This window comes from Halocalculus aciditolerans, from assembly GCF_014647475.1.
GTDB lineage: Archaea > Halobacteriota > Halobacteria > Halobacteriales > Halobacteriaceae > Halocalculus > Halocalculus aciditolerans.
In genome coordinates this window covers 198,412-221,649 of record NZ_BMPG01000002.1, presented here as the reverse complement: position 1 = coordinate 221,649, position 23,238 = coordinate 198,412, and the positions used below count along the sequence as shown (strand labels likewise).

Genomic DNA, 23,238 nt, shown 5'->3' with positions numbered 1-23,238 from the left:
GAGGGAGGGCGTCGGAGGCGGTTCAGACGACGGCTCCGAGTTCGGTGTCGGAGTCGGAGCCGGCGCGCGTGTGGCCGCAGCGGCGCTCGGAGGAGGTCGTGCAGTCCGGGCAGCCGAAGACCTCGTCCTCGTTGTTGCCGAAGACCTTCCGCCAGTGCGGGCTGACGCGGGAGCCGCATTCCTGACAGCGCTTCATCTCGGTCGCGGGGGAGTCGTCGAGGGGGGTCATGGTGTCTCGGTCGGAGCGTCCGACCTCATTATTTCATGAGTTTCCTGCCGTAATAAATTTGTTCGCCGTTCGGCCTCGGCAGGGCTCTGCGGTATAGTTTTCGAGAAGCACGGCCGCTAACTTTATCCATACGGCTTGTTTTCTACACGTTGTGCACTCCCGGAACAATGTGGTCGTCGGTCGGTTCCGAGACCTGCCGGGGCGTGTGACCCAGCCGCCGCGTCGACCCACGCGGCACCCGCGACACAGGTGACCCACAATGCCAAGCCGTCGAGACCTCCCCACGACCGCTAGCATCGACACGTACGAACTCCTCTACGACCAGTACAACTGGTCCATCCGGGAGATCGTCGAACACTGCGACGACACGACGTACAACGCCGTCCGCCGCGAACTCCAGAACGCCGGCTTCGACACCGCCGAACGCAACCGCGGCCCCGTCGACGGCCTCGCCCGCGAACTCTGGGAGATGGACCCCGACGAACTCGGGAGCAAAGTCTGAACCCCCCGGTATCCACGACCGACTCGCACCGGTATCTCGCCGGCTGGCGCGCCGGCTCGTCCCGGATATCAAGGGTTACTCAAACGTACTGGCCGCAACAGTTATCAACCAGTCCTACAACCTACAATTCGTGAACGGAGACGTCGCGGGCGGTTCGGTCGGCCAGACGGCTAGCGCCGACCGCCAGGTCGACGCTCCACGATCCCTTCTCGTCGTCGGCGACGTCCCGAGCGGTCACGGCCCCGCCTGTCAGGCACTCGCCGAACGCACCGAGACCGGCCACCGCGTCCGCGGCGCGACCACCAGCGGGGCCTGCGCGGACACCGACGCCTGGTACGCCGACACCGGCAGCGGCGTGTTCGACGACCTCTCCCTCTCCGAACTCGGCATGGCGCTCTCCGACGCCGTCACCAACCTCGACACGAACGACCGCGACGGCCTCCACGTCTGCATCGACGGCCTCCCCGACCCCGCGGAGAGCGCTGACGACGAACTCACGCTCTTCCGCTTCGTCCACGCCGTCACGAACCGCGTCCAAGCCGCCGACGGCAGCGTCCACGTCCACCTCCCCGTCGACCGCGACGCCGCGCTCGTCGCCACCTTCGAACCCCTCTTCGACGCCGTCGTCGAACTCCGCGAACGCGACGACACCCTCCAGGCTCGCTCCTCCGCGTGGCGGTCCGGCGCGGGCCGGTGGGTCCCCGCCTCCTCCCTGTAACGCTCCTTCTCGTCCGCCGCCGTGAGCGTAGAGCGTACTTCGCACGCGATACAGCCGCCGCTCCGTACCGCTCAGCGAGGCGCGGCGGACGCAGCTCGCGGCATCCATACGATCCGAACGCGAGCGTCACCGTCGCCGTCGACGACGACAGTCACCCGTCGGTGCAGACGAAATAGCTGAACGCGTCGGCGCGCTCGGCGTCAGAAGGGGAGGAGAGAGCGGAGTTGACCGAGGATGCCGCCGGAGCGCGAGCGGCGGTACTCCTCGAAGCGGGGGTGGAGGGCGTTGAGGAGGTCGCGGCGCGAGTCGAACGTGGACTGGCGGGTCTGATCGAGTATCTCGCCGAGGCGAACGGTGCTGCCGTGGGGGTTGTAGGGGATGTCGGGGTCGCCGGTCGCGGCGACGATTTCCTCGCTCGTCGCCGGCCACTCGATGTCCGCGCCCTCGATGTGCGTCTCCACGGCGGCGATGCCGAACGCGAGCGCCGCCGGGTCGTCGTCGTCGTCAGATGTCGGCGGTGGAGCAGCCATGCGCGGAGGTTCGGCGAGGAGGCGTGAAAACGCTGTGGTTCAGCCGGATGGAGTCAGAGGTAGGGGTCGAACGTCTCGGCGCGCACGCGACCCGCGACCTCGTCCAGTATCGTTTCGAGGTGCTCGGTGTCGTCGCGGTTGTAGGCGACGAGGCGGTCGAGCGCGGCGTCGTCCCCGTGATTCTCGTACTGCCGCCAGAGCCGGACGGCTTCGCGGCCGTCGACGTCGTCGTCGCGGTGGATGCCGAGCTCCGGCTCGATGGCCTTCAGCCCGCCGGAGAGCCCGACGCGCTTCGCGAGGTACATCAAGTCGACGTGCGGGCGGTCGGCGAGCGCGACGTCGAAGTGGTGTTCGAGGAACGGCACGTCGAAGCGCTTCCCGTTGAAGGAGACGAGGAGCGCGGCGTCATCAAAGAGCGCGCGGAGGTTCTCCCCGGTGAGGTCCTGGCCGCGGACGAGCGTCGTCGTCTCCCCGTCAACCGTCACGGAGACCGTCGTGACGACGCTCGACGCCGCGTCCAGCCCCGTCGTCTCGATGTCGAAGAACGCCGTGCTAGTACGAAAATTCTCGTAGAGCCGCCAGTGTTCGCTGTCCGGGAGGCTGTCCGCGAAGAACCGCGCGTCGCCCGCGTCGAGACGCGTCGTGCCCTCGTCGATGTAGTCGGCGACCGCCGCGCCCGTCTTCGAACCGAGGAGGTCCGCGTCGAAATCGTCCCAGTGCGTGACGCCCTGCTCCCAGAGCTTCCGCTCCGTGCGTTCACCGACGCCGTCCACCCCGATGAAGGAGTTCTCGACCCGCATCGCCAGTGAGTCCGCGACCGACACGGAAAGGGCGTTCGGTCGCACGCCCGTCCCGCGATTCGCCGGCTGGAACCGTGCGCTCCGACGGCCACTCGCCGTCCGACACGTTCAGATTCGAACGGCCACTCGCCGTCCGACACCTACTCTCAGTCGAACTGCGCGGCGAGGTCGTCGTTGCCGTTCGCCACGGCGTCCTGGAGGCCGTCGTCCGCCGCGGCGGCCACGTCGACGTCGTCCTCGCTCACCCGTTTTTGCGCTTCGACCTGTTCTTCGACGACTTCGTCGGTCCCCGTGACCTCCACGAAGAGGTCGCTGAGGCCCGAACCGGACGGTTCGCTCGACATCGTGGTTGGAGCCGAAGGCGGACGGTACAATAGCGGTTACGGCCACCCAGTCGGGTATCGCGGCTCGACACACCGCTGCGTCATCGCGTCCGCGGGGCCGGGGACGCGAACGCTTAGGGGGCGGTGTCTCGAACGAGCCGGGTATGCGAATCACCGACGAGGACGGCGTGCGGTGGGTGACGTTCGACCGACCCGACGTGAAGAACGCGATGACGACCGACGTGGCGCGCGACCTCGCGGACGCCGTCGACGGCGTCGACGTCGAATCACACGACGCCGTCGTCCTCACGGGCGAGGGCGACGCGTTCTGCGCGGGCGGCGACGTCCAGTGGATGGCGGAGCGCGACGAGCGGACGCGCGAGGGCTACGAGCGCGTGCTCGACACCTTCGGCCGCATCGTCGAAGCCGCGTTATCCTCTTCTGTTCCGATTGTCGCGCGGGTGAACGGCGACGCGGTCGGTGCGGGGCTCGCGCTCGCCGCGGTCGCTGACTTCGCGTACGCGACCGCCGACGCCCGGTTCTCCTGTGCGTTCGTCCGCGTCGGCCTCATCCCCGACACCGGCGGCACGCACCTCCTCCCGCGGCTCGTCGGCCTCCGCGCGGCGAAACGCCTCGCGTTCACTGGCGAGTTCGTCTCCGCCGACGAGGCGGCGACCCTCGGCCTCGTCAACGACGCCGTCCCTGCCGACGAACTCGACGAGACCGTCGAAGCCATCCTCTCGACGCTCGCCGCGCGCCCCACGCGCACTATCGGCCTAACAAAAGAAGCCATCCACGGGAACCTCGCGCGCGGCTGGCGGGACGCGAACGAGCGCGAAGCCGCCCTCCAGACGCAGGCGATGGACACCCCCGAGCACGACGAGGGCGTCGCCGCCTTCCTCGAAAAACGCGACCCCGACTACCCCTCCTAACTCCGCTCGACGCCCCCTCCCGTACTTATTTGAAGCCGTCGACCGCGTCGTCGATGGCGTCGTCGAGCACGCCGCGCGCGACGATGTCGGCGGCGGCGTCCATGTCGGGGGAGAGCGCGCGGTCCGCGTCCAGCGTCTCGACGACCGCGCGCAGGGTGTCGTAGACGGCCTCCGTGCCGCGGCCGAGCGCGAGGTCGCCGGGGAGGTATTCGACCGCCTGCGCGCCGCAGAGGAGTTCCACGCCGAGGACGGTGTGGGTGTTCTCCACGGCGGTCCGCGCGTGGTACGCGGACTGGAGGCTCATGCTCACGTGGTCTTCCTGCCCGCCGCTCACGGGCGTGTTGTCCATCGACGGGCGGCCGAGGCTCCGAATCTCGTTCAGGAGCGCCGCCGCCGTGTACTGCGGAATCATGAAGCCCGAGTGCCGCCCCGGCTCCGCCGCGAGGAACGCCGGCAGGTGGTGTTCCTGGACGTTCGGGTTGAGGAGGCGGTCCGTGCGGCGCTCCGAGATAGCGGCGAGTTCACAGAGCGCCGACGTGGCGTAGTCGAGGCGGAGCGCGAGCGGTTCGCCGTGGAAGTTCCCGCCGGAGAGCACCGCGCCCGCGCTCGTGCCGACCGCGCGCTCGTCGACGTCGGCGGCGTCGAACACGAGCGGGTTGTCCGTCGCGCTGTTGAGTTCGACTTCCACGGCCTCGCGGAGGTGTTGGAGGGCGTCGCGGACCGCGCCGTGGACCTGCGGCAGGCACCGAATCGAGTAGGCGTCCTGCACGCGGTCGCAGTTCCGATGGGACTCGACGACCTCCGACTCCGCCGTGAGCGCCCGGACGGTCTCGGCGACCGTCGACTGGCCGGCGTGCGGCCGCGCGTCGTGGATGGCGGGGTCGCAGTTCGCCGTCGTCGACATCGTCACTTCGGTCGTGAGCGCCCCGGCGGCGTCCGCCGCGCGCGCCGCCCGCTCGCCGTCCACGACGACGAACGACGCGATACCCGCCGAGAGCGGCGTGCCGTTGATGAGCGCGAGGCCCTCCTTCGGCGCGAGGTCCAGCGGTTCGAGGCCGACCGCGGCGAGCGCGTCCCCGCCGGGCAGGCGCTCCGTCTCACCGCCCGTCTCGACGTCCGCCTCGCCTTCGCCGATGAGGACGAGCGCGAGGTGTGCGAGCGGCGCGAGGTCGCCGGACGCTCCGAGGCTCCCCCGCGAGCGCACGACCGGCGTCACGCCCTCGTTCAGGAGCGCACAAAGCGCGTCCACGACGGACTCGCGGACGCCCGAATACCCCTTCACGAGCGCGTTCAGCCGGCCGACGAGCATCGCGCGGACCTCCTCGATGTCGAGTTCGCGGCCCGCGCCCGAGGCGTGCGAGCGCACGAGGTTCGCCTGGAGCTCCCGCATCTCCTCTCTCTCGATGCGCGTGTTCACGAGCTGGCCGAACCCGGTGTTGAGGCCGTAGACGGCCTGTCCGCTCTCCACGATGTCCTCGACGCGCTCGCGGGAGTCGCGAACGGCCGCGCGGGCGTCGTCGGCGACTTCGACCGATGCGTTCTGGCGGGCGACGGCGACGACGTCCTCGGGCGTCAGTGAGTCGCCGTCGAGCACGACCTCAGCGCTCATAGACGACACCTCCGTTCTTGACGACCGTCTCGACCGTGCTCTCGCCGAACTCGTAGGGGACGTGGACGAAGCTCGGCGCGTCGAGGACGAGGCAGTCCCCGGGCGCGCCCGGTTGGAGCGTGCCGAGACCGTCGTCGCGGTCGACGGCGCGCGCGGCGTTCCGCGTCGCCGCGACGAGCGCGTCCTCGGGAGTCATCCCCATTCCGACGCACGCGAGCGTCGCCGCGAACCCCATGCTCCGCGCGTAACAGTTCGGGTTGAAGTCCGACGCGATGGCCGGCTCGTCGAACAGCGACGGGTCGGCGTAGTCCGCGCCGAGTCCGAACGCCGTCCCCGGCAGGAGCACGGGCGTCACGCCCGCTTCCGCCAGCGCGGCCGCGTCTTCATCTGTGGCGTTCAGGAGGTGGTCGGCGGACGCCGCGCCGACGTCGGCACCGACCTCGCTCCCGCCGATGCGCGCGAACTCCTCGGCGTGGATCTTCGGCGTCAAGCCGCGCTCGACGCCGGCTTCCAGCACGCGACGCGACTGTGCTGCGGTGAACGCGCCCTCGTCGCAGAAGACGTCGCAGAACTCGGCGACGCCCTGCTCGGCGACGGCAGGCAACTGCTCCTCGACGACCGCGTCGACGTAGTCGTCGGCGTCCGTCCCTTCGGGAACGGCGTGTGCGCCCATGAACGTCGGGACGACGTCCACGGGGTGTGCGCCGGCGGCGCTGTCGATGGCGTCGAGCATCCGGAGCTCCGTCTCCGTGTCGAGGCCGTAGCCGGATTTGACCTCGACGGTCGTCGTCCCGAACGCGAGCATCCGGTCGAGGTGCTCGGTGAGGTTCGCGGCGAGTTCTTCGGTGCTCGCGTCGCGGACCGCGCGCACAGTCTTGAGGATGCCGCCGCCGCCCGCGAGAATCTCCTGGTAGCTCTCCCCGCGGAGTTTCCGCGCGAACTCGTCGCTGCGGTCGCCCGCGAAGAGCGCGTGCGTGTGCGGGTCGACGAACCCCGGAGTCACCGCCTTCCCCGACGCGTCGACCGCGGTGTCGGCGTTCTCGGCCGGATACTCCCGCGTCACGTCGGCGGTGTCGCCGACGGCGACGACGCGCCCGTCCGCGACGACGAGCGCGCCGCCCTCGATGCGGCGGAGGCGATTCGGACTGTCCGCGTCGGCCGGGCCGACGACGAGGTCGGCGGCGTCATAGACGAGTGTGTATCCGGTGTGACCCGGTTCGACAAACGGGTCAGTGCGGCTCTGGCCGTGTTCGGTAGTGTTCTCAGGCATGGTGGTGTGTGTGCGCGCTGAGGAAGTGTGCGACGGCGCGCGCGGCCGTCTTCGTCGTGTGGCCGTTCGAGTCGAGGCGGGGCGCGGTCTCGACGACTTCGAACCCGGCGACGCGGTCGTCCGCGGCGAACGCGCGGAGGAGCGCGAACACCTCGCGCGCCGTGAGCCCGCCGGGCGTCGGCGCGGACACTCCGGGCGCGAGCGCGCCGTCCAGAACGTCGACGTCGAGGCTCACGTAGAGCGTGTCGACGTCCGCGACGGTGGCGAGCGCCGCCTGCGCGGCGTCCTCGACGCTCTCGCCGACTTCGCTCGCGGTGAGGACGCGGCCGCCCTGCTCGCGGAGGAAGGCGTGGTAGGCTCCCGTCGTCTCGAAGTGCCGCGCGCCGACGACGGCGAGCGCGTCGAGGCCCGCGTCGAACAGCTGGCGGTACGGCGTCCCCGAACTCGGCTCGTCGCCGACTTCGCGGCAGTCGAGGTGGGCGTCGAGACTGACGACGCCCACTGCCCCGTCGTCGAGGAGCGGGCGGACGTTCCCGTACGTGAGCGAGTTGTCGCCGCCGAGGAAGACCGGCGTCGCGTCGAGCGCGTGGACCTCCGCCGCGACATCCGCGACCGTTTCCTGTACGTGCGCGACGTCCCCCTCGGGAGGTCGGACGTCGCCGAGGTCGCCAACTGAAGCGACCGTGCCGTGCTCGAAGTGGTAGGCTTTCGCGGCGGCGAGCGACTCGCGAATCGCCGCGGGGCCGTCGCGCGCGCCCGTCCGACCGATGACCGCGCCGTCGTAGGGCTCGCCGACGAGCACGCGGTCGTAGCTGTCGGCGTCCGCGAGCGCCGTCCCCTCGACGACGTCGCCGAACTGGACGTCGTTCGGGTCGCTCGACGACCCCGACCACGCCGGCGGGTCGGCGAAGCCGCTCACTCGCCGCCCTCCGTTCGGTCGCGCATCGGCACGGCGACGCTCGATTCTTCGGCCTCGTCGAACGCCTCCTCGTAGCCGGCGTCCGCGTGCCGAATCACGCCCATCCCCGGGTCGGTCGTGAACACACGCCGGGCCTTCTTCGCCGCGAGGTCCGACCCGTCGAGGACGACGTGGTTGTTCGCGTGCAGGGCGTTCCCGATGCCGACCCCGCCGCCGTCGTGCACGCTCACGATGTCCGCGCCCGCCGCCGTATTCAGGAGCGCGTTCAGAATCGGCCAGTCCGCAATCGCGTCCGAGCCGTCCCGCATCGCCTCCGTCTCCCGGTGCGGGCTCGCGACGCTCCCCGCGTCGAGGTGGTCGCGCGTCACCACGATGGGCGCGGAAATCTCCCCCTCTGCGACGAGGTCGTTGATGCGGAGCGCGAACCGCGCGCGCTCCGTGAGTCGTTCCGCTCCGGCGGCGTCGCCGCCTCCGTCCCGGCGCGTCTCCGACGCATCGGCCGCCTGGTAGCCGAGCCAACAGACTCTGGAGGGGAGCCCCTGGAACTGTACCTGCTCCTGTGCGAGGTCGATCCACCGCGTGAGATCCTCCTTCTCCGGGAAGAGCTCTTTCACTGCTTCGTCGGTGCGGTGGATGTCGGCCTCGTCGCCGGAGAGCGCCACCCAGCGGAACGGGCCCTTCCCGCGGCAGAAGAGCGGGCGGATATACGCCGGAACGAACCCGGGGAAGTCGAACGCGTCCGCCATCTCGCGGTGTTCTTCGACCTGTCCGCGGATGTTGTTCCCGTACTCGAACGCGACCGCGCCCGCGTCCTGGAGGTCGAGGATGGCGCGGACGTGGCGCTCCATCGTGTCCAGGCTCTCCTCGACGTACCGCTCGGGGTCGTCGTCGCGGAGGGCGTCGGCTTCCTCGACGGTGTACCCGCTCGGGTAGTAGCCCTCCAGTTCGTCGTGCGCGCTCGTCTGGTCGGTGACGACGTCGGGGGTGAACCCGCGTTCGAGCATCCCTTCGAGCATGTCCGCGGCGTTCACGTGCACGGCGACGGAGTACGGGTCGCCCGCGTCCGCGGCCGCTTCCGCCTTCTCGATGGCGTCGTCGAGGTCGTCCGCTCGCTCCATGCAGTAGCCCGTGTCGAGGCGGCGCTCGATGCGTGACTCGTCCACTTCGGCGGCGATGCAGACGCCGCCGTTCATCGTCACCGCGAGCGGCTGTGCACCCCCCATCCCGCCGAGGCCGCCCGTCGCCACGATACGACCTTCGAGAGAACTCGCGTCGTACTCCTGGCTCGCCAGCTCCGCGAGCGTCTCGTACGTCCCCTGGATGATGCCCTGTGTCCCGATGTACGCCCACGACCCCGCCGTCATCTGCCCGTACATGATGAGCCCCTTCGCCTCCAGCTCGTGGAAGTGCGTCCAGTCGTCCCACTTACCCACTAAGTTGGAGTTCGCGATGAGCACGCGCGGGGCCATCTCGTGCGTCCGGAAGACGCCGACCGGCTTCCCCGACTGCACGAGGAGCGTCTCGTCGTCGTCGAGCTCACGGAGCTCCGCGAGGATGGCGTCGTAGGCGTCCCAGGAGCGCGCCGCGCGTCCCGTGCCGCCGTAGACGACGAGGTTCTCGGGGTCCTCGCCGACCTCCGGGTCGAGGTTGTTGTTCAGCATTCGAAGCGCGGCCTCCTGCCGCCAGCCCTCGCATTCGATGTCCGTTCCGGTCGGCGCGCCCTGATAGTCGAGCCACTGCTCGCTCGGGTCGCCGACGTCGAACCGTCGCGTCCTGTCCATACCGCGGTAGTCGGCCGCCCGCCACAAGGACGTACGGCCAGCGTACGCGGGGTTCTTTATCGGTGCGGCGCGTCGTTAGCGGTGTGTTCGAGGCGACGTTCCGGGTCGCGGGCGACTCGCCGTACGCGGCGGCGACGGCGGGGACGGACGCGACCATCACGCTCTGGTGTACCGACCACCGCGACCTCCTCCGCGTCGGCGCGGGCGCGGACAGCCTCGCCGTCGACGCGGTCCGTGACGCCGTCGGCGTCGCCGCCGAAACCACGTCCGAGGGCGACCGCCTCCTCGTGACGGAGACCTGCCTCCGCGACACCATCGCGGGCGTCGAAGCCCCCATCGCGGACGCCGGCTGCGTCGTCGTCCCCCCGATAACCTACGCGGGCGGCGCGCGCGTCGTCCACGTCCTCGCGCTCGACGCCGGCGACCTCGCCGACGCCTACCGCGCGCTCGGAGAGCGCTTCGACGTCGACGTCCTCGAAAAACGCGAACGCGCGCCCTCCCTCGCGTCCCGCTCGCCCGTCCCGCCCGACGTCTCGCTCACCCCGCGACAGCGAGCGGTGTTCACCGCCGCCTACGACGGCGGCTACTACGAACAACCTCGGAGGACCACCGTCGCCGAAATCGCCGACGGAATCGGCATCGACCGGCGCACCGCCGGCGAGCACCTCCGGAAAGCGGAAGCGAAACTCGTAGACGCCGCCGTGGCCGCCGGATTCGCCTGACTTCTAGCGTCGGTCGGCGACCGCCGGGAACTCCTCGCGGACGTCGGCGACCGTCTCCGGGTCGACGTCGGCGTAGACGACGTCCGGCTGGTCGTCCGTCGTCGACACCGGCGTCCCCCACGGGTCGTAGACCGTGGAGCGGCCGAGGAGCGACGCCTCCTCGTAACTCCCGCTCCCGTTCACCGCGGCGACGTAGGAGAGGTTCTCGATGGCGCGGGCGCGCGGCAGCGTCTTCCAGTGTTCGACGCGCGGATACGGCCACGCCGACGGGACGAGCGTGAGCGTGACGCCGCGCGCTACGTAGTCGCGGTAGAGTTCGGGGAACCGGAGGTCGTAGCAGGTCGTCACACCGACTGTGAACCCCTCGAACTCCGCGACGCCGGGTGTTTCGCCGGGCGTGAGGAGCTCCGTCTCCGCGGACCCGTACCCGAAGAGGTGGCGTTTCCGATACGTCAACAGCCGGTCGCCGTCCCGGCCGAAGAGCACCGACGTGTTCGCGAGGCCGTCCTCCGCCGGCCCGCCCTCGCTCGCCGCGAGGTCCTCCACGATACTCCCCGCGAGCACCCCGACGCCCTCGTCCGCGGCGACTTCCCGTATCCGCGTGAGCGTCGGGCCGTCGAGCGCCTCCGCCTCGCGAGCGTACGAGTCGAACGCGAAGTACCCGACGTTGAATATCTCGGGGAGAGCGACGAGGTCCGCGCCCGCTGCGGCCGCCGCCTCGATGGCGTCGACGGCGCGCTCGACGTTCGCCGACACCGCCGCGTTCTCCACGTCGAGCTGTGCGAGCGCGAGCCTCATGCGTCGCTCCCGTCCGCCTCGTCTTCGCTCTCGTCTCCGACCGACTCCACGAGCTCTCGCTCCAGCCGGTCGAGCTCCGCGTCGAGGTTCTTCTCGAAGAACCGCTCCACGCCCGGGAGCTTCCCCTGCACGACGAAGCGGTTCGTCAGCCGACAGCCGCCCTCGGTGTCTTCGAGCTCGTGCTCGCCCACGACGTTCGCGACGCGCGACTTCCCCTCGAACTTCACGTACTCGTTCTCGCGCACGTCGACGTCGTGCGTCTCGAACTCCACGGTCGTCCCGATGACCGGGAGTTTCACGAACCAGATGAACGCGTCCCCGCGGTCCTCGTAGCGGTCCACGACGCTAATCGCGGACGCGCGCTTCGCCGGGTCCGAGATGAACGCCCAGACCGCATCCCGCGACGCCGGCACGTCGAACGTCCGCTCCACTCGAACAGTCATACTCCCGGGTTCCGCCGGCGAGTGGAAAAACCCGCCGGTCACCCCCGAACCCCGAGGGCGACCGAACCCGACCGAACACGAGAGCGCACCGAAAAACCACGGAGAATCAGACCGGTTCGACCTTCCACGTCGTCGACTTCGACCGCCCCCACTTCTCGATGTCGACGTCCTCGGCCTTCTCCGCGAGTCGCGGGAGGCGGACGCCGACCTGTTTCGCGGTCAACCCGAGGTGTTTCGCGATTTTCTTCGCACGGAAGTAGCGGTCCCCGGACGCCGCACTGTCCTGGAGGTACTCGAGGATCGCCTGCTCCTCCTCGGTGTACTCCGTCATACGTTGACGTACGGCCGCGGGCGATTTAACGGTTGTTCTATTCGTACGCGTGAACGGCCGCGACGGAGAGCGCCGCGAAGACGAGCGCGAGCCCCATCCCGTACGCCCGACCGAGCTGCGTGCCGCCGACGAGGAGGTACGCCGCGGACGCCGCCGCGAGCAAGCCGAAGACGAGTGCGATGCCGGTTCGCTTGTCGGTCGCCGTCGCTGTATCAGACATATCCGCCAGTCACCCCCGAACACCCATAAAAACACGCGGTCCACGCCTCGACGACAAGCGAACCGATTCGTCCCGATACCTCGTCGTCTGGCGAGCCGGCTCTGGGTGCGCCGCGGTTCGACAGACGCGGCGCGACTCGTACCGGGACGTTTTCGTTTGCTCGCGCCTCCACGTGAGGTATGGACGTTCGCGTGCTCCTCTTCGGTTCGACGCTGAAGACCGCGCTGACGGTGGTGTTCGGCGTCGGTCTCGTGGTGGGCGGGGCGACGGTGACCGGCGTCGTCGGCGTGCCGGGGGTCGCTCGCCTCGACAACGCCTTCGGCCCGGTCAACGAGACGGACACGACGGTCTACTCGGACCTCGTCGTGCACAACCCGAACCCGGTCGGAGTTCGGCTCGGCGATACGACCGTCGACTACCGTATCGACATGAACGACGTGACGGTGGCGACGGGGACGAAGCACGGCGTCGGCGTCACGCCCGGAAACAGCACCATCAACCTCACGACGTACCTGAAGAACGACCGGATTCCGCCGTGGTGGGTGTCGCACGTCCGGAACGGCGAGAACACGTCGGTCGTGGTGACGGCGGAAGTTCACTCCGGCCTGCTCGGTCGCACGACGACGTACCAGACGAGCCCGCAGTACGTCACGACGAACATCACCGACCAGTTCAACTCCACGGAGACGCGCCCGATACCCGGCCCGACGGGCGACCCGCTCCTCTACGTCAATCAGACGAACGCGACGTGGGGTGCGGTGACGAACGAGACGACGCCGCTGGAGACCCGGTTCGTCGTCTACAACCCCCACCGCGTCCCGGTGACGTTCACGAAGCTCGGCTACAACATCACGATGAACGACGTCGCGGTCGGGAGCGGCGCGACCGAGGAGGAGATTCTGGTTCCGCCGCGCGGCACGCAGGTCGTCACCGCGACGACGAACATCCGGAACCAGCGCTTAGACGAGTGGTGGGTGAGCCACCTCCGGCAGAATCAGACGACGGAGTTCAATATGGACTTCTACGCCGTCGTCGACTCCCCGCTCCCCGGCGTGAACGACCTCCGCCTCCCCCTGCAGAACGCGGCGTACACGGAGATCATTCGCACCTACATCTTCCAGGAAGTGAAAGAGGAGGTCGGTCCGGAGAACGGGACGCAGTCCACAACGACGACGACGGAGCCGTTGACGACCGAGCGCGAAACGTCCGACACGACGGCGCTCACGGGCTCAGTCACGGACGCCGTACCGTCGGTCGTCGACTCGACGACGGAAGCCACAGACACCACGAAGACCACGAGCGCTGAGTCGGCGGCGAACGAGACGACGACAGACGGAACGACAGCAAGCGAGACGACGACCACGACGAGTGACGACGGGTCGCTCCTCGACGTTCGCGACGCGGGCGGACGGGTCGCGCCTGTGTCGCCGTAACTTCTTTACCTGACTGGGGCGTCGAGTCGGGTATGGCACGGAGTACTCACTCTCCTGGTCGAGTTCTCGGCCCCCAGTGAATCCACTTCCAGCGACTCGGAGCCCGACACCGTTCCGGCCGTCGACGCCGCCGGCGACGACGTCGCGTTGACGGTCGACAGCGACGGGGGCAGTATCGTTCTCTCGGTCGACGGCGAGCACGTCGAACTCTCGCGGAGCGCCGCACAGGAGTTGACGGACGCCGTCGGCGACGCGCTCGTCGAGCGCGAGGAGTTCTTCCGCACGGCCTGCGAGCACCGCGAGGACGGGAGTTACGTCGTGGAGCGGCGCGCCGCCGACTCCACGGGGAACTCCACGGTCTTCGACTCCTTCGACGACGCCCGACGGCTCTTCGAACGGCTGCCGCGAGCGTTCGGCGCGGACGACGTGCAGGCCGCGGGAATCACGGGCAGTCGTCGACACATGCTCGTGCGGCACTTCGCCGAGCATCCGGCCTTCCCGTGCTCGCTCGCGTCACGGAACCCGCTCCGCGCGGAGAAACAGGGCGGCCCGAGGGAGGGCTGAGACTGGCCCGCCTCCGCGGGGCGCTCGACCGCCGCCCATCGAGAACTGTCACGATTCTCTCCAAGACCACCACAATTGTTATGTGGTACCACAACACAGATGTTGGTGATGAGCGACGCCCAACAGACCAACAGCGGACGGCTCCGGTCAGCGGACAGAGCGATACTCGAGTTCCTCCAAGACAACGGAGCCGAGTACGCCGCCATCATCGCGAACCGAACGGGCGTCCACACCTCGTACGCCGAGTCCAGAATCGCCGCGCTCGCCGAACGCGGCCTCATCGAACCCGTCACCGACGAAGTCGTCTACCGGCTGACCACCGAGGGCCGCACCGCCCTCGACCCCCACGACCCCCGACTCTCCTGACACCCGAACCACACGCCGTCGAGGGAGTGTCGGTCGGCGTCGAACCGGCGAACCCACTCGACGCAGACAGGTCTGAGAGCCGATATTCTCCCGGCAGATTCAGGCGAGTGGCCGCCGGAACTAAGGGACGGACGGTCAACCTTTCGGACAACATGCACGACCTGACGGGCTTCCAGCGCGACCTCCTCGTCGTGACGGCCGGGATGTCGGAACCGAACGGCCTCGACATCAAAGACGAACTGGAGAACTACTACGAAACCTCGATCAACCACGGCCGACTCTATCCGAACCTCGACGCAGTCGTCGACAAAGGCCTCGTCGAGAAGGGAAAACGCGACGAACGAACGAACATCTACACGCTGACCAAACGCGGAGAACGAGAGCTCGAAGACCGAAAAGAGTGGGAACAACAGTACCTCGACGACGTCGTCGACATCGACGACTGACGGGGGGCAACGTTAACCGTCCCCTCTCCGAAGAGAGTGGTGATGCACGAAGGCGCTCGAAACCTTATCGACCACCTCCACGACGCGGACATCGGCCAGCTCCGCCGAGCCATCGCGTACGACGGCGAGGAGTACGACGTCGTCTTCGAGCAAACGGACCTGAGCGACGCCCTCTCCCCCGAGGAAGAAGAGGAGTTAGCGAAAAACCTCATCCTGAAAGGCTTCGACGACGACATCGAACAGCCAGAGTTCGGACGATTCGGCCACCTCGACATGAGCGTACGCTGGTTCCACGACGTCGTCGTCCTCCAAGTACCACTCGGCGAATGGAGCGGCGTCATCCTCTCCTACAACCGCGACTCCATCGTCGACACCGGCGCCTTCACCGACACCGCCCTCGACTACATCGACAACCCCGAGAGCGAACTCCGCGAGCAAGCCATAACCGAAGACGCCGAAGACGCCGACGAACGCGTCGAAGACCAATTCTCCTGAGGGCGCCGTACCACAGACCGTGATATATCGACGCACGCCTGATCCCTAACGCATCAAACGTTCGTCTGTAACACTGGAACGAGGCCCTCCTCTTCGGGATTTACGTCCCGATTCAACCGCTCTAGCGTTCATCTGTAACCCGAGAGCGAGAGAAGGTCGATTTCTCCCATACCGCTTCAACCGCTCTAACGTTCGTCTGTAACGCACCGTGTCGTGAGCCGTCGAACGGTCGTGAGCGCTTCAACCGCTCTAGCGTTCGTCTGTAACCGAGGACGCCCGCGGTGGCGAGACCGCTGGTAGCGAGGCTTCAACCGCTCTAGCGTTCGTCTGTAACGCGGTGTGCGAGCACCCGCGGCAGGTGCTCGTCGGCACTTCAACCGCTCTAGCGTTCGTCTGTAACGCGGTGTGCGAGCACCCGCGGCAGGTGCTCGTCGGCACTTCAACCGCTCTAGCGTTCGTCTGTAACCGTCCTCTCGTTCCTCGGCCAGCTTCTCGGCATCACACTTCAACCGCTCTAGCGTTCGTCTGTAACTGGTCGTCGAGCTCGCGGAGCGTCGGCCGCATCAGACTTCAACCGCTCTAGCGTTCGTCTGTAACTCGCAATCGTCTGCCTCGAAGACGCGCGCGAAGACCTTCAACCGCTCTAGCGTTCGTCTGTAACATAGCCGAGAGAAGGTCCTGACCGAGCGCCAGTTCCCTTCAACCGCTCTAGCGTTCGTCTGTAACGTTCGCCGTAGAGGTACGAATCCGGGATGGTACTGCCTTCAACCGCTCTAGCGTTCGTCTGTAACACGCCGCATCGCCCGTCGTCGACGCCGAACTTGAGCCTTCAACCGCTCTAGCGTTCGTCTGTAACTTGACGACAGTCTGACTGTGCCGAACGCGCCGAGTCTTCAACCGCTCTAGCGTTCGTCTGTAACTGACGACGGGCCCGTTACGTGGATTAACCACAACGATCTTCAACCGCTCTAGCGTTCGTCTGTAACGACGTCTGAGAATGACCGGATGCTTGTGTTGGCATCTTCAACCGCTCTAGCGTTCGTCTGTAACGGGACGCGCAACCCCAACCCTCGTCTGCCGCATCCTCTCTTCAACCGCTCTAGCGTTCGTCTGTAACGAGGACGCCTACGAGCGTGCAATTCTCGCGGACGCCTCTTCAACCGCTCTAGCGTTCGTCTGTAACCATGCCCGATTCGGGGCGTGTAGGGCTTGTACTGTGGGGTTTGCCTTGGGTGTTTCCGTCGACCGTTAGTAGTCCCTGAACGCGGCCCGTCGCGGCGAGCCCGGTCGGCCCGCGTTTCCGTCGACCGTTAGTAGTCCCTGAACCCCCGGGGGGTCGACGGTTAGAGGAAGGTGTCGTCTGCTTTGGGGTCGGTTCCGAAGACGGTGCGGTCGACGTAGTCTTCGCTGGAGACTTCGTAGATGAGGACGGATTCGTGGGGTTCGAGGAGGGCTTCTATTTCGCCGCGGAGGCGTTGGAGGCGGCCGTCGGTGATGAAGCCTTCGAGGACTGAGTTCTGGATGTGGGTGAGGTAGCGGCGGAAGAGTTTGAGGAAGAGGTGGGTGCGGTCGGCGTCGACGTCGTAGACGGCGATGATGTAGGGCATTACCACCACCGCCTGAGGGGGACGTATTCTTCGCCGGTGAGGAGGTGTTTTTTGAGTTTGTAGGCTTCGAGGCGGAGGAGATATTGGTAGCTGACGTTTCGGTCGAGGGTGGGGTGGTGGACGGTTTGGTCGAGGGTTTCTTCGAGGGCTCGGGTGAAGGTTTCGCGGCCGTCGTCGGTGAGGAGGCAGCCGTTGAGGTCGGATTCGAAGTCGTCGGTGGAGAGTTGGCGGCGGTTGAGGAGGCGGAAGATGACGCGGTCGGCGAGGATCGGTTTGAAGATGTCGGCGATGTCGAGGGAGAGCGAGTAGCGGCGTTCGCCGGGTTCGTGGAGGTAGCTGACGGTCGGGTCGAGGGCGGTGGCTCGGATGGCGGAGACGGTGTTGGCGTAGACGAGTGAGTTGGCGTAGGAGATGAGGCTGTTCGTCTCGTTGTCCGGGGGGTTGTAGGTGCGGCCGCGGAAGGCGAAGTCGTCGGGGAGGATGTCGTCGAAGGTGGCGTAGTAGGCTCTGCGTGCGCCGGCTTCGACGCCCATGAGTTCGTTGACGTCGGTGGCGTCGTCGATGGCGGCTTGTCGGTCGTCGAGGGTGTCGAGGGCGGTCGTGAAGTCGTGGTCTCGGTTGTGGTAGTAGGAGACGTTCGCGCGCATGTTGTGGATGCTGCCGTCGACGAAGCGTTTCGCGATGGTGAGGCGGTGGTCGGGGTCGTCGTAGGCGCGGACTTGGGCGACGACGGTTTGGCCGGAGGTCTGGCCGCGTTTCGGCATGATGGAGCCGGCGTAGTAGTCGTTCCAGCCGAAGACGTGCATCGCGATTCCCTGCTCGTTGAGGAAGGAGACGAGGCGGGTGTTGTAGTCGACTTGGCCGTGGAGGTAGATGGCCTCGGCGCGCTCGATGGGGAGGTACTGTTTCTCGCCGTCTTCGCGGACGAGTCGGATGGTGTCGTCGGTGCGTTCGATGCGTCCGTCGCTGAACACGTGGAAGTTGTCGTTCATGGGTTAGCAGCTCCAGCAGAAGTCGTAGTAGGCGCAGGATTCACAGAACGGCTTCTCGGTGGGGGCGGGCGGGCTGTCGCGTTCGATGACGTCGACGACGCCGCGAATCGCGTCTTCGACCCACTCCTCGTTCTCGGGGGTGAGTTCGACGTCTTCGCGGCGGCGTTCTCTGGGGTGTGCGAGGACGCCGTCGCGGTCGACGCCGGTGACGTGCTTGAGGTACCAGAGGTAGTAGAGGAGTTGGAGTTTCGCGGGGTCGACGAGCGCCGAGGAGGGCTTGACTTCCATCACGCGGCCGTCGTCGAGGACGTCGATGGCGATGGTGCCGTCGATGGAGACGTGCCGGCGTTTCTCGCTGTAGGCTTCGTCGTCGACGCGAGTGCCGCGCGCGACGGCGGCGTTGTCCCGGTCGATTTCGATGTCCCGCGAGTCGAACCAGAGTTCGCGCGTACAGACCTCGTAATACTGCATCATCACGCCGGTGACGTGCACGTCGTCCTCGATCGATTCGTCGCGGGCGGACGCGAGGAGGCGGTCGACGGGGTCGTCGGAGGGGGCGGTGTCGTCACCGTCTCCGGCTGTGTCGTCGATCATAGGAACTGGTGGGCGACCGTGCTCTCGGGGACCGTGAACCCGGTGCTGGTGTTGAAGTGGTCCCGGTACTGGTGCGTGTCGAGTGCGTACAGCCCTTCGTCCTCGATGACCGGAGGGAGGTCGAGGATCGCGTCCTTCGTCTCGTCGTCGTAGAGCGGAATCGAGAGCCGGATAGGCTTCGTTTCCGCGCGGAGGCGGTCGAGGGCGTCAAAGTCGAACGTTCGGTTCGCCTCTCTGAGTGCTTCGACACGCCGGCGCTCGGCGGGTGTTCGGGTGACGAGTACGTCGGCGGTGGGTTTCTGATCGATGAGGGAGCAGTCGCCGAGTGCGTCGGCGTCCGCGTCGTCGACGTAGTCGGCGTACGCTTGCGTCCCGACGTCGCGGACGTCGTGGAGTATCCGGTAGAATCTCTCGACCGCGGTTTTCGCCATCGCGGTTTCGTCGAACGATTCGACGCGACTCCGTGTCTGTTCGACCGCCTTCGCGGTGACGGGTAAGAGCTTCGTCCCCCCTCCGTCACCGCCAGTGTTGTAGACGGCTTCCGCGGGCGTCTTCTGACTGTCGTCGTTCGGCGCGTCGAGCCACCAGACGGTGACGGTGCCGCGGTCGCGTTCGAACGAGCGGTTGCAGCGCCCGGCGGCCTGCACGATGCTGTCGAGCGGCGCGAAGTCGCGGTAGACGCGGTCGAAGCTGATGTCCACGCCGGCTTCGATGAGCTGCGTCGAGACGACGAGCAGCCCGCAGTCTTTCTCTGTGAGTTGCTTCGCAGTCTCGACGAGGGTGAGTCGGTCGACGGGGCGGAGGCGCGTCGAGAGGTGGAGGACGGGGCGGCGGCCGTCGTCGAGGACGCGCTTGGCGACTTCGCCGACTTCGACGGCGTCGGCGTCGCCGACCGCGTCCAGTTCGTCCGCGTACGCGTCCGCGACGTCGACGAAGCCACCGTCGTCGGTGACGGCGTCGGTGAGTTCGCGCGCGCTGTCGATGGTGTTCGTCACGGCGAGCGCGGACTCATCGGAGAGCGCGCGGAGTTCCGCGGCGGCGTCCGCGTAGGAGTTCGGCTCCGCCCGTGATTCGATGTAGCGTTCGGCCGAGTCGTCGAACTCGTAGGTGACGCGTTCGACGGCGTCGAAGTAGTCGTAGTCGTCGACGTCGACGAGTTCGGGGACGTCCCCTCCTGACTCGACGCTGTCTCGGAACAGCAGCGGCTGCGTCGCGGTCATCGCGATCACGGTGGCGTCGTACTGGTCGACGAGGAGTTCGGCGAGCCGCGGCGCGAGCTTCCACCAGTCCAGCGGGAGGCTCTGCGGTTCGTCGAGAATTACCACGGCGTTCTGGAGCGCGGGGAGCTTCATCGACTGACGGTTCCGCGGGCCGGCGAGGCTCTCGAAGAGCTGGACGAACGTCGACACCGTCAGGCCGGCGCGCCACGCTTCGCCGAGCATCTTCGCGACGTCACCGTCTCGCTCCGCTCTGTCGGCCGCATTATCGCCGTCTGCGGCGTCGTCCGCGCCGTCGTACTCGATAGCCGCGTTCTCGAGGTGGTGATGGGCGGTGAGGAGGGGGCCCGCGAGGTCGGCGTCGTAGATGTCTCGGACGTCGTCGACGACCTGGTCGATGACGCTGGTGAAGGGGAGCGCGTAGACGACGCGGTCGCCGTCGAGCGCGTCCCGTATCGTGAACGCCGCGGAGAGCCCGGTGAGCGTCTTCCCCATGCCCGTCGGAAGGGTGAGCGTCGCGACCCCACCCCCGCCGTCCTCGGCGAACGACGCGGCGTTCTCGACGACCGCTTCGCGGGCGCGAGCGCGACAGTAGTTGAGTCGCTGCTCGCGCGTCCCGTCCGGGTCGGGGTTCGCCGCTGCTTGCAGGCCGTCGATGTGGCCGTTCAGCGTCTCCAAGTCGGGCGACTCCGCGCCGTACGTCTCTTCGCCGCGGTCCGCGCCGGCCGCGCTCGTCTTGTCGGCGAGCACGAGCGCGCTCCAACACTGGAGGACGAGCCCGTAGCAGGACGGGGACAGCGCGTCGGTCAGTTCTTGTCCGTCCGTCGAGACGTGTTCGGCGATCTCCTCGAGGAGGGAATCGTCGTTGACCAGGGACCGCGCGAACGCCGCCCATTCGTCTTCGCTCCCGGTCGCGTCCTCGAAGACCGTCGTCGCGACGTCGGGGGCGTCGTCGTAGATGTCCTTCGCCTGGTGGACGAGCGCGTCCAGCCGGTCGGCGTCGTCGGCGAGGTCGCCGGTCGTTCGCTTGTAGACGTAGTCAGTGACGTCGGGGAGGCGGCCGTGGTGCTTCGCGACGGCGACGAACCCGGCGAGGCGCGTCTCGTCGGCGAACTCGTCCCCATCGAGGACGGCGTAGGCGGCGAACGACCCGAGCGGCGCGTGATACCGCTTCCTCTCGGGCGTCGGGTCGCGGCGGTCGTCGTCGATATACTGCTGGAACCACGTCGTCGCCTTCCCGAAGTCGTGGACGAGCGCGAGACGCCGGACGACTTCGCGGAGCGACTCGCCGCTCGGCGTCGTCGCGTCCGCCGGAACGACGTGGTCGACGCGCAACGCGACGTCCCGGAGGTGGTCGAGGAGGAGTGTTCCGCCGTCGCCGTCCTCGGGCGGGTGAGAGTAGCGCTTCGCTGGGTCGAGCGCCATTCAGACGAACACCACTGTCCGGCCGTCCACCAGCGAGGTTTCGACATCCCGCACGGCGAGCGGACCCGCATCAGGGTTGTAGGTGTACGCCGTAAACGCCGTCGTCGTCCGGCCGCCAGCGTCAGTCTCCATAAACGCCGGTGACTCCTCGACCTGACACCGCGTTCCGGGGTCGGGAACGACGCTGTCGACGGCGTTCGGCACCGCCGAATCCACGTCGACGACGCCCTCGCTCGAACCGTCTTCGACGGCGTACTCGCCGTGGTAGTCGATCTCGGCGAGATGCTCTGAGAGCCCGAGACTCGGGACGTAGTGAGACTTCCCCGCGTCGAGCGTCTCGCGAAGTTCCCGGTAGCGCTCGTCGTCGGCGAGCGCGACGTCGACGCGGTAGGCGGGGTCGACGAGGACTTCGTAGTTGTGTTGCTGGCGGAGCTTCGCCGGGTTCGGGAGGCGCACGCTAACCTTCCCGCGCCCGTTCAGCGACGTGAGGTCGCTCTTCGCGGTCGAGAGCGCGTTCATCGGCATGTTGAGCGTTCGGAGCTCGCTGACGGGCTCGATAGCGACCGCCGACGCGCCCTCGGCGAACAGCTCGTAGTAGTCGTCGCGGCCGATGCCGAGCACGGCCGCGAGCAGCCCCGCGACCGTCGTCCGCGGGATGACGCGATACGTCTGCTTCACGACGTTCCCTTCGACGCGCCGGAAGTGCCCCCACGGACCGCGAACGGTGAAGGAGAGACAGCGCTCGGGGAACTCGTGCGAACTCGAAGCCGTCGACGCCTCGGCGGTCCCGTCGCTCGGCTCGGACGAACGGTCCAGAGCGTCGCGCTCACCACGACTTGCGCTCTCTTCGCCTTCGTCGAACCAGCCGTCGAGCGATTCCTGCGCCACGGCTACGCTCCCAGCGTCTCCGGGTACTCGTCGTAGACGTCGACGACGTCCACCGTGTCCTCGCCGACGGCGTCGCGGAGCGCGTCGTAGAGGACGACGGGTCCGCCGACGTCGCCGTCGTAAGAGCACTGGAGGACGTCGCTCGCGACGACGCGGACGCGTTTCACCTGTTTCTCCGCGTTCCCGAGACGGTCGACGAAGTCGTCGACGGCGAGCGTCAGGTCGCGGACGTTCCGCAGGTCCTCTTCGGCCTTCGACTCCGACTCGTCGAGGGCGAGATCTTTGTCCAACCCACCGAGGTGGTAGCTCTCCTCCGCGTACTCGACGCGGCAGTAGAGTCGCGGTTCCTGTCCGACTTTCGACCGGCTCACGGTCTGATTCTTCAGCGCACGCCAGCAGAGCGTGTCCAGCCGCCGGACGTCCTCGGACGTGAGCTTCGTGTCTTCCGCGCCGTGTTCGTCGACGAGCCCGTGGAACCTGATGAGCCCGTACTGGATGCGGTGGTCGTCGAGGTCGAACCCGCCCTGCTCTTTCTCGCCTTGCGTCGCGATGACGCTCGTGAGGCTGTCGTACTCCTCGTTCTCGTTCACCGCGTGCATCGACTTCCCCGGCGAGAACTGCACCGGCCCCGTGAAGTGGTCGGGGAGGAGGTCCTCGTAGTCGTCGTCGGTGTCGACGCTCATCGTCGCGCCGAAGTATCGGACGTCCGCGCTCTCGTCGAGGAACTCACCGAAGACGTCCTCACGAAGCCGCTCCGCGTCCTCGTCGTCGTCCGGGTCGTAGTCGTCGAGGTCAACGCCTTTCAGGCGGTCTTCGAGGAGGTCCACGCGAGTCGCCTGATAGCCCGCTTCGTTCTGCACGTTCCGGATGTAGACGCCGTGGCCGTCGTCGTCGAGCTGGTCGCGGAGGTACCGCTTCAGGCGGACGTCCGTCACGATGGCCTGCTGGGTTCCGGGGTCGATGCGCGGGCGGTTCGCGCCGCTGAGCGGGTTCTCGTTCGGGTTCGCGTCGACGGCGTCGTACAGGAAGACAATCTCGGAGCGGTTCTCGACAGCAGTGGATTCGGATTGGGTTTCGGACATCG

At 67.6% G+C, this 23,238-nt stretch carries 27 protein-coding genes and 1 CRISPR repeat array; of the genes, 9 read left to right on the top strand and 18 right to left on the bottom strand.

Going from position 1 to position 23,238, the window contains the following annotated elements; all coding sequences use genetic code 11:
- Positions 1 to 22: 22 nt before the first annotated feature.
- Entirely contained in the window at positions 23 to 229 is a 207-nt protein-coding gene (locus tag IEY26_RS07840; protein ID WP_188977634.1) for a DUF7563 family protein, read from the bottom strand.
- Between the two features lie 259 nt (positions 230 to 488).
- Between IEY26_RS07840 and IEY26_RS07835 the strand changes: the two genes are divergently transcribed.
- Positions 489 to 731 (top strand): hypothetical protein, encoded by a 243-nt coding sequence (locus tag IEY26_RS07835; protein WP_188977632.1) that lies wholly within the window; start codon positions 489 to 491, stop codon positions 729 to 731.
- A 130-nt stretch (positions 732 to 861) separates the two neighbouring features.
- Positions 862 to 1,449 carry a DUF7504 family protein gene (locus IEY26_RS07830; protein ID WP_188977630.1) on the top strand — a complete coding sequence of 196 codons (588 nt, stop codon included), beginning with the start codon at positions 862 to 864 and terminating at the stop codon, positions 1,447 to 1,449.
- 200 nt (positions 1,450 to 1,649) lie between these two features.
- Here IEY26_RS07830 and IEY26_RS07825 read toward each other — a convergent pair whose 3' ends face one another.
- The 3 genes from IEY26_RS07825 to IEY26_RS07815 form a co-directional block, all read right to left on the bottom strand.
- Complete coding sequence (locus IEY26_RS07825) at positions 1,650 to 1,979, bottom strand: DUF5789 family protein (RefSeq protein WP_188977628.1); 330 nt, start codon at positions 1,977 to 1,979, stop codon at positions 1,650 to 1,652.
- Between the two features lie 53 nt (positions 1,980 to 2,032).
- Complete coding sequence (locus IEY26_RS07820; RefSeq protein ID WP_188977627.1) at positions 2,033 to 2,779, bottom strand: ribonuclease H-like domain-containing protein; 747 nt, start codon at positions 2,777 to 2,779, stop codon at positions 2,033 to 2,035.
- 146 nt (positions 2,780 to 2,925) lie between these two features.
- The gene (locus IEY26_RS07815) at positions 2,926 to 3,123 is read right to left on the bottom strand and encodes a hypothetical protein (protein WP_188977625.1); all 198 of its coding nucleotides are present in this window, start codon (positions 3,121 to 3,123) and stop codon (positions 2,926 to 2,928) included.
- A gap of 143 nt (positions 3,124 to 3,266) precedes the next feature.
- On the opposite strand from IEY26_RS07815, the gene IEY26_RS07810 reads away from it, so the two are divergent.
- A complete protein-coding gene (locus IEY26_RS07810; protein ID WP_188977623.1) occupies positions 3,267 to 4,034 on the top strand; it encodes an enoyl-CoA hydratase/isomerase family protein in 768 nt (255 codons plus the stop codon).
- Between the two features lie 25 nt (positions 4,035 to 4,059).
- On the opposite strand, the gene hutH is transcribed toward IEY26_RS07810, so the two are convergent.
- Genes hutH through hutU form a run of 4 tightly spaced genes read right to left on the bottom strand, consistent with a single transcriptional unit; the run spans position 4,060 to position 9,613 of the window.
- On the bottom strand, positions 4,060 to 5,643 hold the full coding sequence (gene hutH / locus IEY26_RS07805) for a histidine ammonia-lyase (protein WP_188977621.1): 1,584 nt from the start codon (positions 5,641 to 5,643) through the stop codon (positions 4,060 to 4,062).
- Positions 5,633 to 6,913, bottom strand: coding sequence for an imidazolonepropionase (gene hutI, locus IEY26_RS07800; RefSeq protein WP_188977619.1), 1,281 nt, complete (start codon positions 6,911 to 6,913; stop codon positions 5,633 to 5,635). Before hutI ends, hutH begins: the two co-directional genes overlap by 11 nt.
- Positions 6,906 to 7,832: a formimidoylglutamase gene (gene hutG / locus IEY26_RS07795; protein ID WP_188977617.1), complete on the bottom strand. Its 927-nt coding sequence runs from the start codon at positions 7,830 to 7,832 to the stop codon at positions 6,906 to 6,908. Before hutG ends, hutI begins: the two co-directional genes overlap by 8 nt.
- On the bottom strand, positions 7,829 to 9,613 hold the full coding sequence (gene hutU, locus IEY26_RS07790) for a urocanate hydratase (protein ID WP_188977615.1): 1,785 nt from the start codon (positions 9,611 to 9,613) through the stop codon (positions 7,829 to 7,831). The genes hutG and hutU overlap by 4 nt, the downstream gene beginning before the upstream one ends.
- Positions 9,614 to 9,696: 83 nt before the next feature.
- Here hutU and IEY26_RS07785 point away from each other — a divergent pair, with 83 nt between their 5' ends.
- Positions 9,697 to 10,335, top strand: coding sequence for a helix-turn-helix domain-containing protein (locus IEY26_RS07785; protein ID WP_188977613.1), 639 nt, complete (start codon positions 9,697 to 9,699; stop codon positions 10,333 to 10,335).
- A 3-nt stretch (positions 10,336 to 10,338) separates the two neighbouring features.
- On the opposite strand, the gene IEY26_RS07780 is transcribed toward IEY26_RS07785, so the two are convergent.
- The 4 genes from IEY26_RS07780 to IEY26_RS07765 form a co-directional block, all read right to left on the bottom strand.
- Positions 10,339 to 11,133: a nitrilase-related carbon-nitrogen hydrolase gene (locus tag IEY26_RS07780; RefSeq protein WP_188977611.1), complete on the bottom strand. Its 795-nt coding sequence runs from the start codon at positions 11,131 to 11,133 to the stop codon at positions 10,339 to 10,341.
- Positions 11,130 to 11,576 carry an SRPBCC family protein gene (locus IEY26_RS07775; protein WP_188977609.1) on the bottom strand — a complete coding sequence of 149 codons (447 nt, stop codon included), beginning with the start codon at positions 11,574 to 11,576 and terminating at the stop codon, positions 11,130 to 11,132. Before IEY26_RS07775 ends, IEY26_RS07780 begins: the two co-directional genes overlap by 4 nt.
- A 106-nt stretch (positions 11,577 to 11,682) precedes the next feature.
- Positions 11,683 to 11,907 (bottom strand): DUF7123 family protein, encoded by a 225-nt coding sequence (locus IEY26_RS07770; protein WP_188977607.1) that lies wholly within the window; start codon positions 11,905 to 11,907, stop codon positions 11,683 to 11,685.
- Between the two features lie 37 nt (positions 11,908 to 11,944).
- Positions 11,945 to 12,127, bottom strand: a complete 183-nt coding sequence (locus IEY26_RS07765) for a DUF7525 family protein (RefSeq protein ID WP_188977605.1) — start codon at positions 12,125 to 12,127, stop codon at positions 11,945 to 11,947.
- A 179-nt stretch (positions 12,128 to 12,306) separates the two neighbouring features.
- Between IEY26_RS07765 and IEY26_RS07760 the strand changes: the two genes are divergently transcribed.
- From IEY26_RS07760 to IEY26_RS07740, 5 genes are all read left to right on the top strand, one after another.
- Complete coding sequence (locus IEY26_RS07760; RefSeq protein ID WP_188977603.1) at positions 12,307 to 13,560, top strand: LEA type 2 family protein; 1,254 nt, start codon at positions 12,307 to 12,309, stop codon at positions 13,558 to 13,560.
- Positions 13,561 to 13,707: 147 nt separating this feature from the next.
- The gene (locus tag IEY26_RS07755; RefSeq protein WP_188977601.1) at positions 13,708 to 14,124 is read left to right on the top strand and encodes a DUF7528 family protein; all 417 of its coding nucleotides are present in this window, start codon (positions 13,708 to 13,710) and stop codon (positions 14,122 to 14,124) included.
- Positions 14,125 to 14,232: 108 nt separating this feature from the next.
- Positions 14,233 to 14,490: a DUF2250 domain-containing protein gene (locus IEY26_RS07750; RefSeq protein WP_188977599.1), complete on the top strand. Its 258-nt coding sequence runs from the start codon at positions 14,233 to 14,235 to the stop codon at positions 14,488 to 14,490.
- Between the two features lie 152 nt (positions 14,491 to 14,642).
- Entirely contained in the window at positions 14,643 to 14,936 is a 294-nt protein-coding gene (locus IEY26_RS07745; RefSeq protein WP_188977597.1) for a helix-turn-helix transcriptional regulator, read from the top strand.
- Between the two features lie 42 nt (positions 14,937 to 14,978).
- Positions 14,979 to 15,431: a hypothetical protein gene (locus IEY26_RS07740; RefSeq protein WP_188977596.1), complete on the top strand. Its 453-nt coding sequence runs from the start codon at positions 14,979 to 14,981 to the stop codon at positions 15,429 to 15,431.
- A 109-nt stretch (positions 15,432 to 15,540) separates the two neighbouring features.
- Positions 15,541 to 16,614: a CRISPR direct-repeat array (repeat unit 30 nt; unit sequence CCTTCAACCGCTCTAGCGTTCGTCTGTAAC).
- Positions 16,615 to 16,774: 160 nt separating this feature from the next.
- Here IEY26_RS07740 and cas2 read toward each other — a convergent pair.
- From cas2 to cas7b, 6 genes are read right to left on the bottom strand one after another with little or no spacing between them, the layout of a single operon-like run.
- Positions 16,775 to 17,038 (bottom strand): CRISPR-associated endonuclease Cas2, encoded by a 264-nt coding sequence (cas2, locus tag IEY26_RS07735; RefSeq protein ID WP_188977595.1) that lies wholly within the window; start codon positions 17,036 to 17,038, stop codon positions 16,775 to 16,777.
- Positions 17,038 to 18,030 (bottom strand): type I-B CRISPR-associated endonuclease Cas1b, encoded by a 993-nt coding sequence (gene cas1b / locus IEY26_RS07730; RefSeq protein WP_188977594.1) that lies wholly within the window; start codon positions 18,028 to 18,030, stop codon positions 17,038 to 17,040. The genes cas2 and cas1b overlap by 1 nt, the downstream gene beginning before the upstream one ends.
- A 3-nt stretch (positions 18,031 to 18,033) precedes the next feature.
- A complete protein-coding gene (gene cas4, locus IEY26_RS07725) occupies positions 18,034 to 18,624 on the bottom strand; it encodes a CRISPR-associated protein Cas4 (RefSeq protein WP_229773983.1) in 591 nt (196 codons plus the stop codon).
- Positions 18,621 to 21,266, bottom strand: coding sequence for a CRISPR-associated endonuclease Cas3'' (locus IEY26_RS07720; protein ID WP_188977593.1), 2,646 nt, complete (start codon positions 21,264 to 21,266; stop codon positions 18,621 to 18,623). Before IEY26_RS07720 ends, cas4 begins: the two co-directional genes overlap by 4 nt.
- Positions 21,267 to 22,154 (bottom strand): type I-B CRISPR-associated protein Cas5b, encoded by an 888-nt coding sequence (cas5b, locus tag IEY26_RS07715; protein WP_229773982.1) that lies wholly within the window; start codon positions 22,152 to 22,154, stop codon positions 21,267 to 21,269.
- Positions 22,155 to 22,156: 2 nt separating this feature from the next.
- Positions 22,157 to 23,236, bottom strand: a complete 1,080-nt coding sequence (gene cas7b, locus IEY26_RS07710; RefSeq protein ID WP_188977592.1) for a type I-B CRISPR-associated protein Cas7/Csh2 — start codon at positions 23,234 to 23,236, stop codon at positions 22,157 to 22,159.
- Between the last annotated feature and the right edge of the window lie 2 nt (positions 23,237 to 23,238).

Bases quoted from the DNA above. Each gene is read 5' to 3' on its own strand.
- IEY26_RS07840 (WP_188977634.1), bottom strand. From the start codon at position 229: ATGACCCCCCTCGACGACTCCCCCGCGACCGAGATGAAGCGCTGTCAG.
- IEY26_RS07835 (WP_188977632.1), top strand. From the start codon at position 489: ATGCCAAGCCGTCGAGACCTCCCCACGACCGCTAGCATCGACACGTAC.
- IEY26_RS07825 (WP_188977628.1), bottom strand. From the start codon at position 1,979: ATGGCTGCTCCACCGCCGACATCTGACGACGACGACGACCCGGCGGCG.
- IEY26_RS07820 (WP_188977627.1), bottom strand. From the start codon at position 2,779: ATGCGGGTCGAGAACTCCTTCATCGGGGTGGACGGCGTCGGTGAACGC.
- IEY26_RS07815 (WP_188977625.1), bottom strand. From the start codon at position 3,123: ATGTCGAGCGAACCGTCCGGTTCGGGCCTCAGCGACCTCTTCGTGGAG.
- IEY26_RS07810 (WP_188977623.1), top strand. From the start codon at position 3,267: ATGCGAATCACCGACGAGGACGGCGTGCGGTGGGTGACGTTCGACCGA.
- hutH (WP_188977621.1), bottom strand. From the start codon at position 5,643: ATGAGCGCTGAGGTCGTGCTCGACGGCGACTCACTGACGCCCGAGGAC.
- hutI (WP_188977619.1), bottom strand. From the start codon at position 6,913: ATGCCTGAGAACACTACCGAACACGGCCAGAGCCGCACTGACCCGTTT.
- hutU (WP_188977615.1), bottom strand. From the start codon at position 9,613: ATGGACAGGACGCGACGGTTCGACGTCGGCGACCCGAGCGAGCAGTGG.
- IEY26_RS07780 (WP_188977611.1), bottom strand. From the start codon at position 11,133: ATGAGGCTCGCGCTCGCACAGCTCGACGTGGAGAACGCGGCGGTGTCG.
- IEY26_RS07775 (WP_188977609.1), bottom strand. From the start codon at position 11,576: ATGACTGTTCGAGTGGAGCGGACGTTCGACGTGCCGGCGTCGCGGGAT.
- IEY26_RS07770 (WP_188977607.1), bottom strand. From the start codon at position 11,907: ATGACGGAGTACACCGAGGAGGAGCAGGCGATCCTCGAGTACCTCCAG.
- IEY26_RS07765 (WP_188977605.1), bottom strand. From the start codon at position 12,127: ATGTCTGATACAGCGACGGCGACCGACAAGCGAACCGGCATCGCACTC.
- IEY26_RS07760 (WP_188977603.1), top strand. From the start codon at position 12,307: ATGGACGTTCGCGTGCTCCTCTTCGGTTCGACGCTGAAGACCGCGCTG.
- IEY26_RS07750 (WP_188977599.1), top strand. From the start codon at position 14,233: ATGAGCGACGCCCAACAGACCAACAGCGGACGGCTCCGGTCAGCGGAC.
- IEY26_RS07745 (WP_188977597.1), top strand. From the start codon at position 14,643: ATGCACGACCTGACGGGCTTCCAGCGCGACCTCCTCGTCGTGACGGCC.
- IEY26_RS07740 (WP_188977596.1), top strand. From the start codon at position 14,979: ATGCACGAAGGCGCTCGAAACCTTATCGACCACCTCCACGACGCGGAC.
- cas2 (WP_188977595.1), bottom strand. From the start codon at position 17,038: ATGCCCTACATCATCGCCGTCTACGACGTCGACGCCGACCGCACCCAC.
- cas1b (WP_188977594.1), bottom strand. From the start codon at position 18,030: ATGAACGACAACTTCCACGTGTTCAGCGACGGACGCATCGAACGCACC.
- cas4 (WP_229773983.1), bottom strand. From the start codon at position 18,624: ATGATCGACGACACAGCCGGAGACGGTGACGACACCGCCCCCTCCGAC.
- IEY26_RS07720 (WP_188977593.1), bottom strand. From the start codon at position 21,266: ATGGCGCTCGACCCAGCGAAGCGCTACTCTCACCCGCCCGAGGACGGC.
- cas7b (WP_188977592.1), bottom strand. From the start codon at position 23,236: ATGTCCGAAACCCAATCCGAATCCACTGCTGTCGAGAACCGCTCCGAG.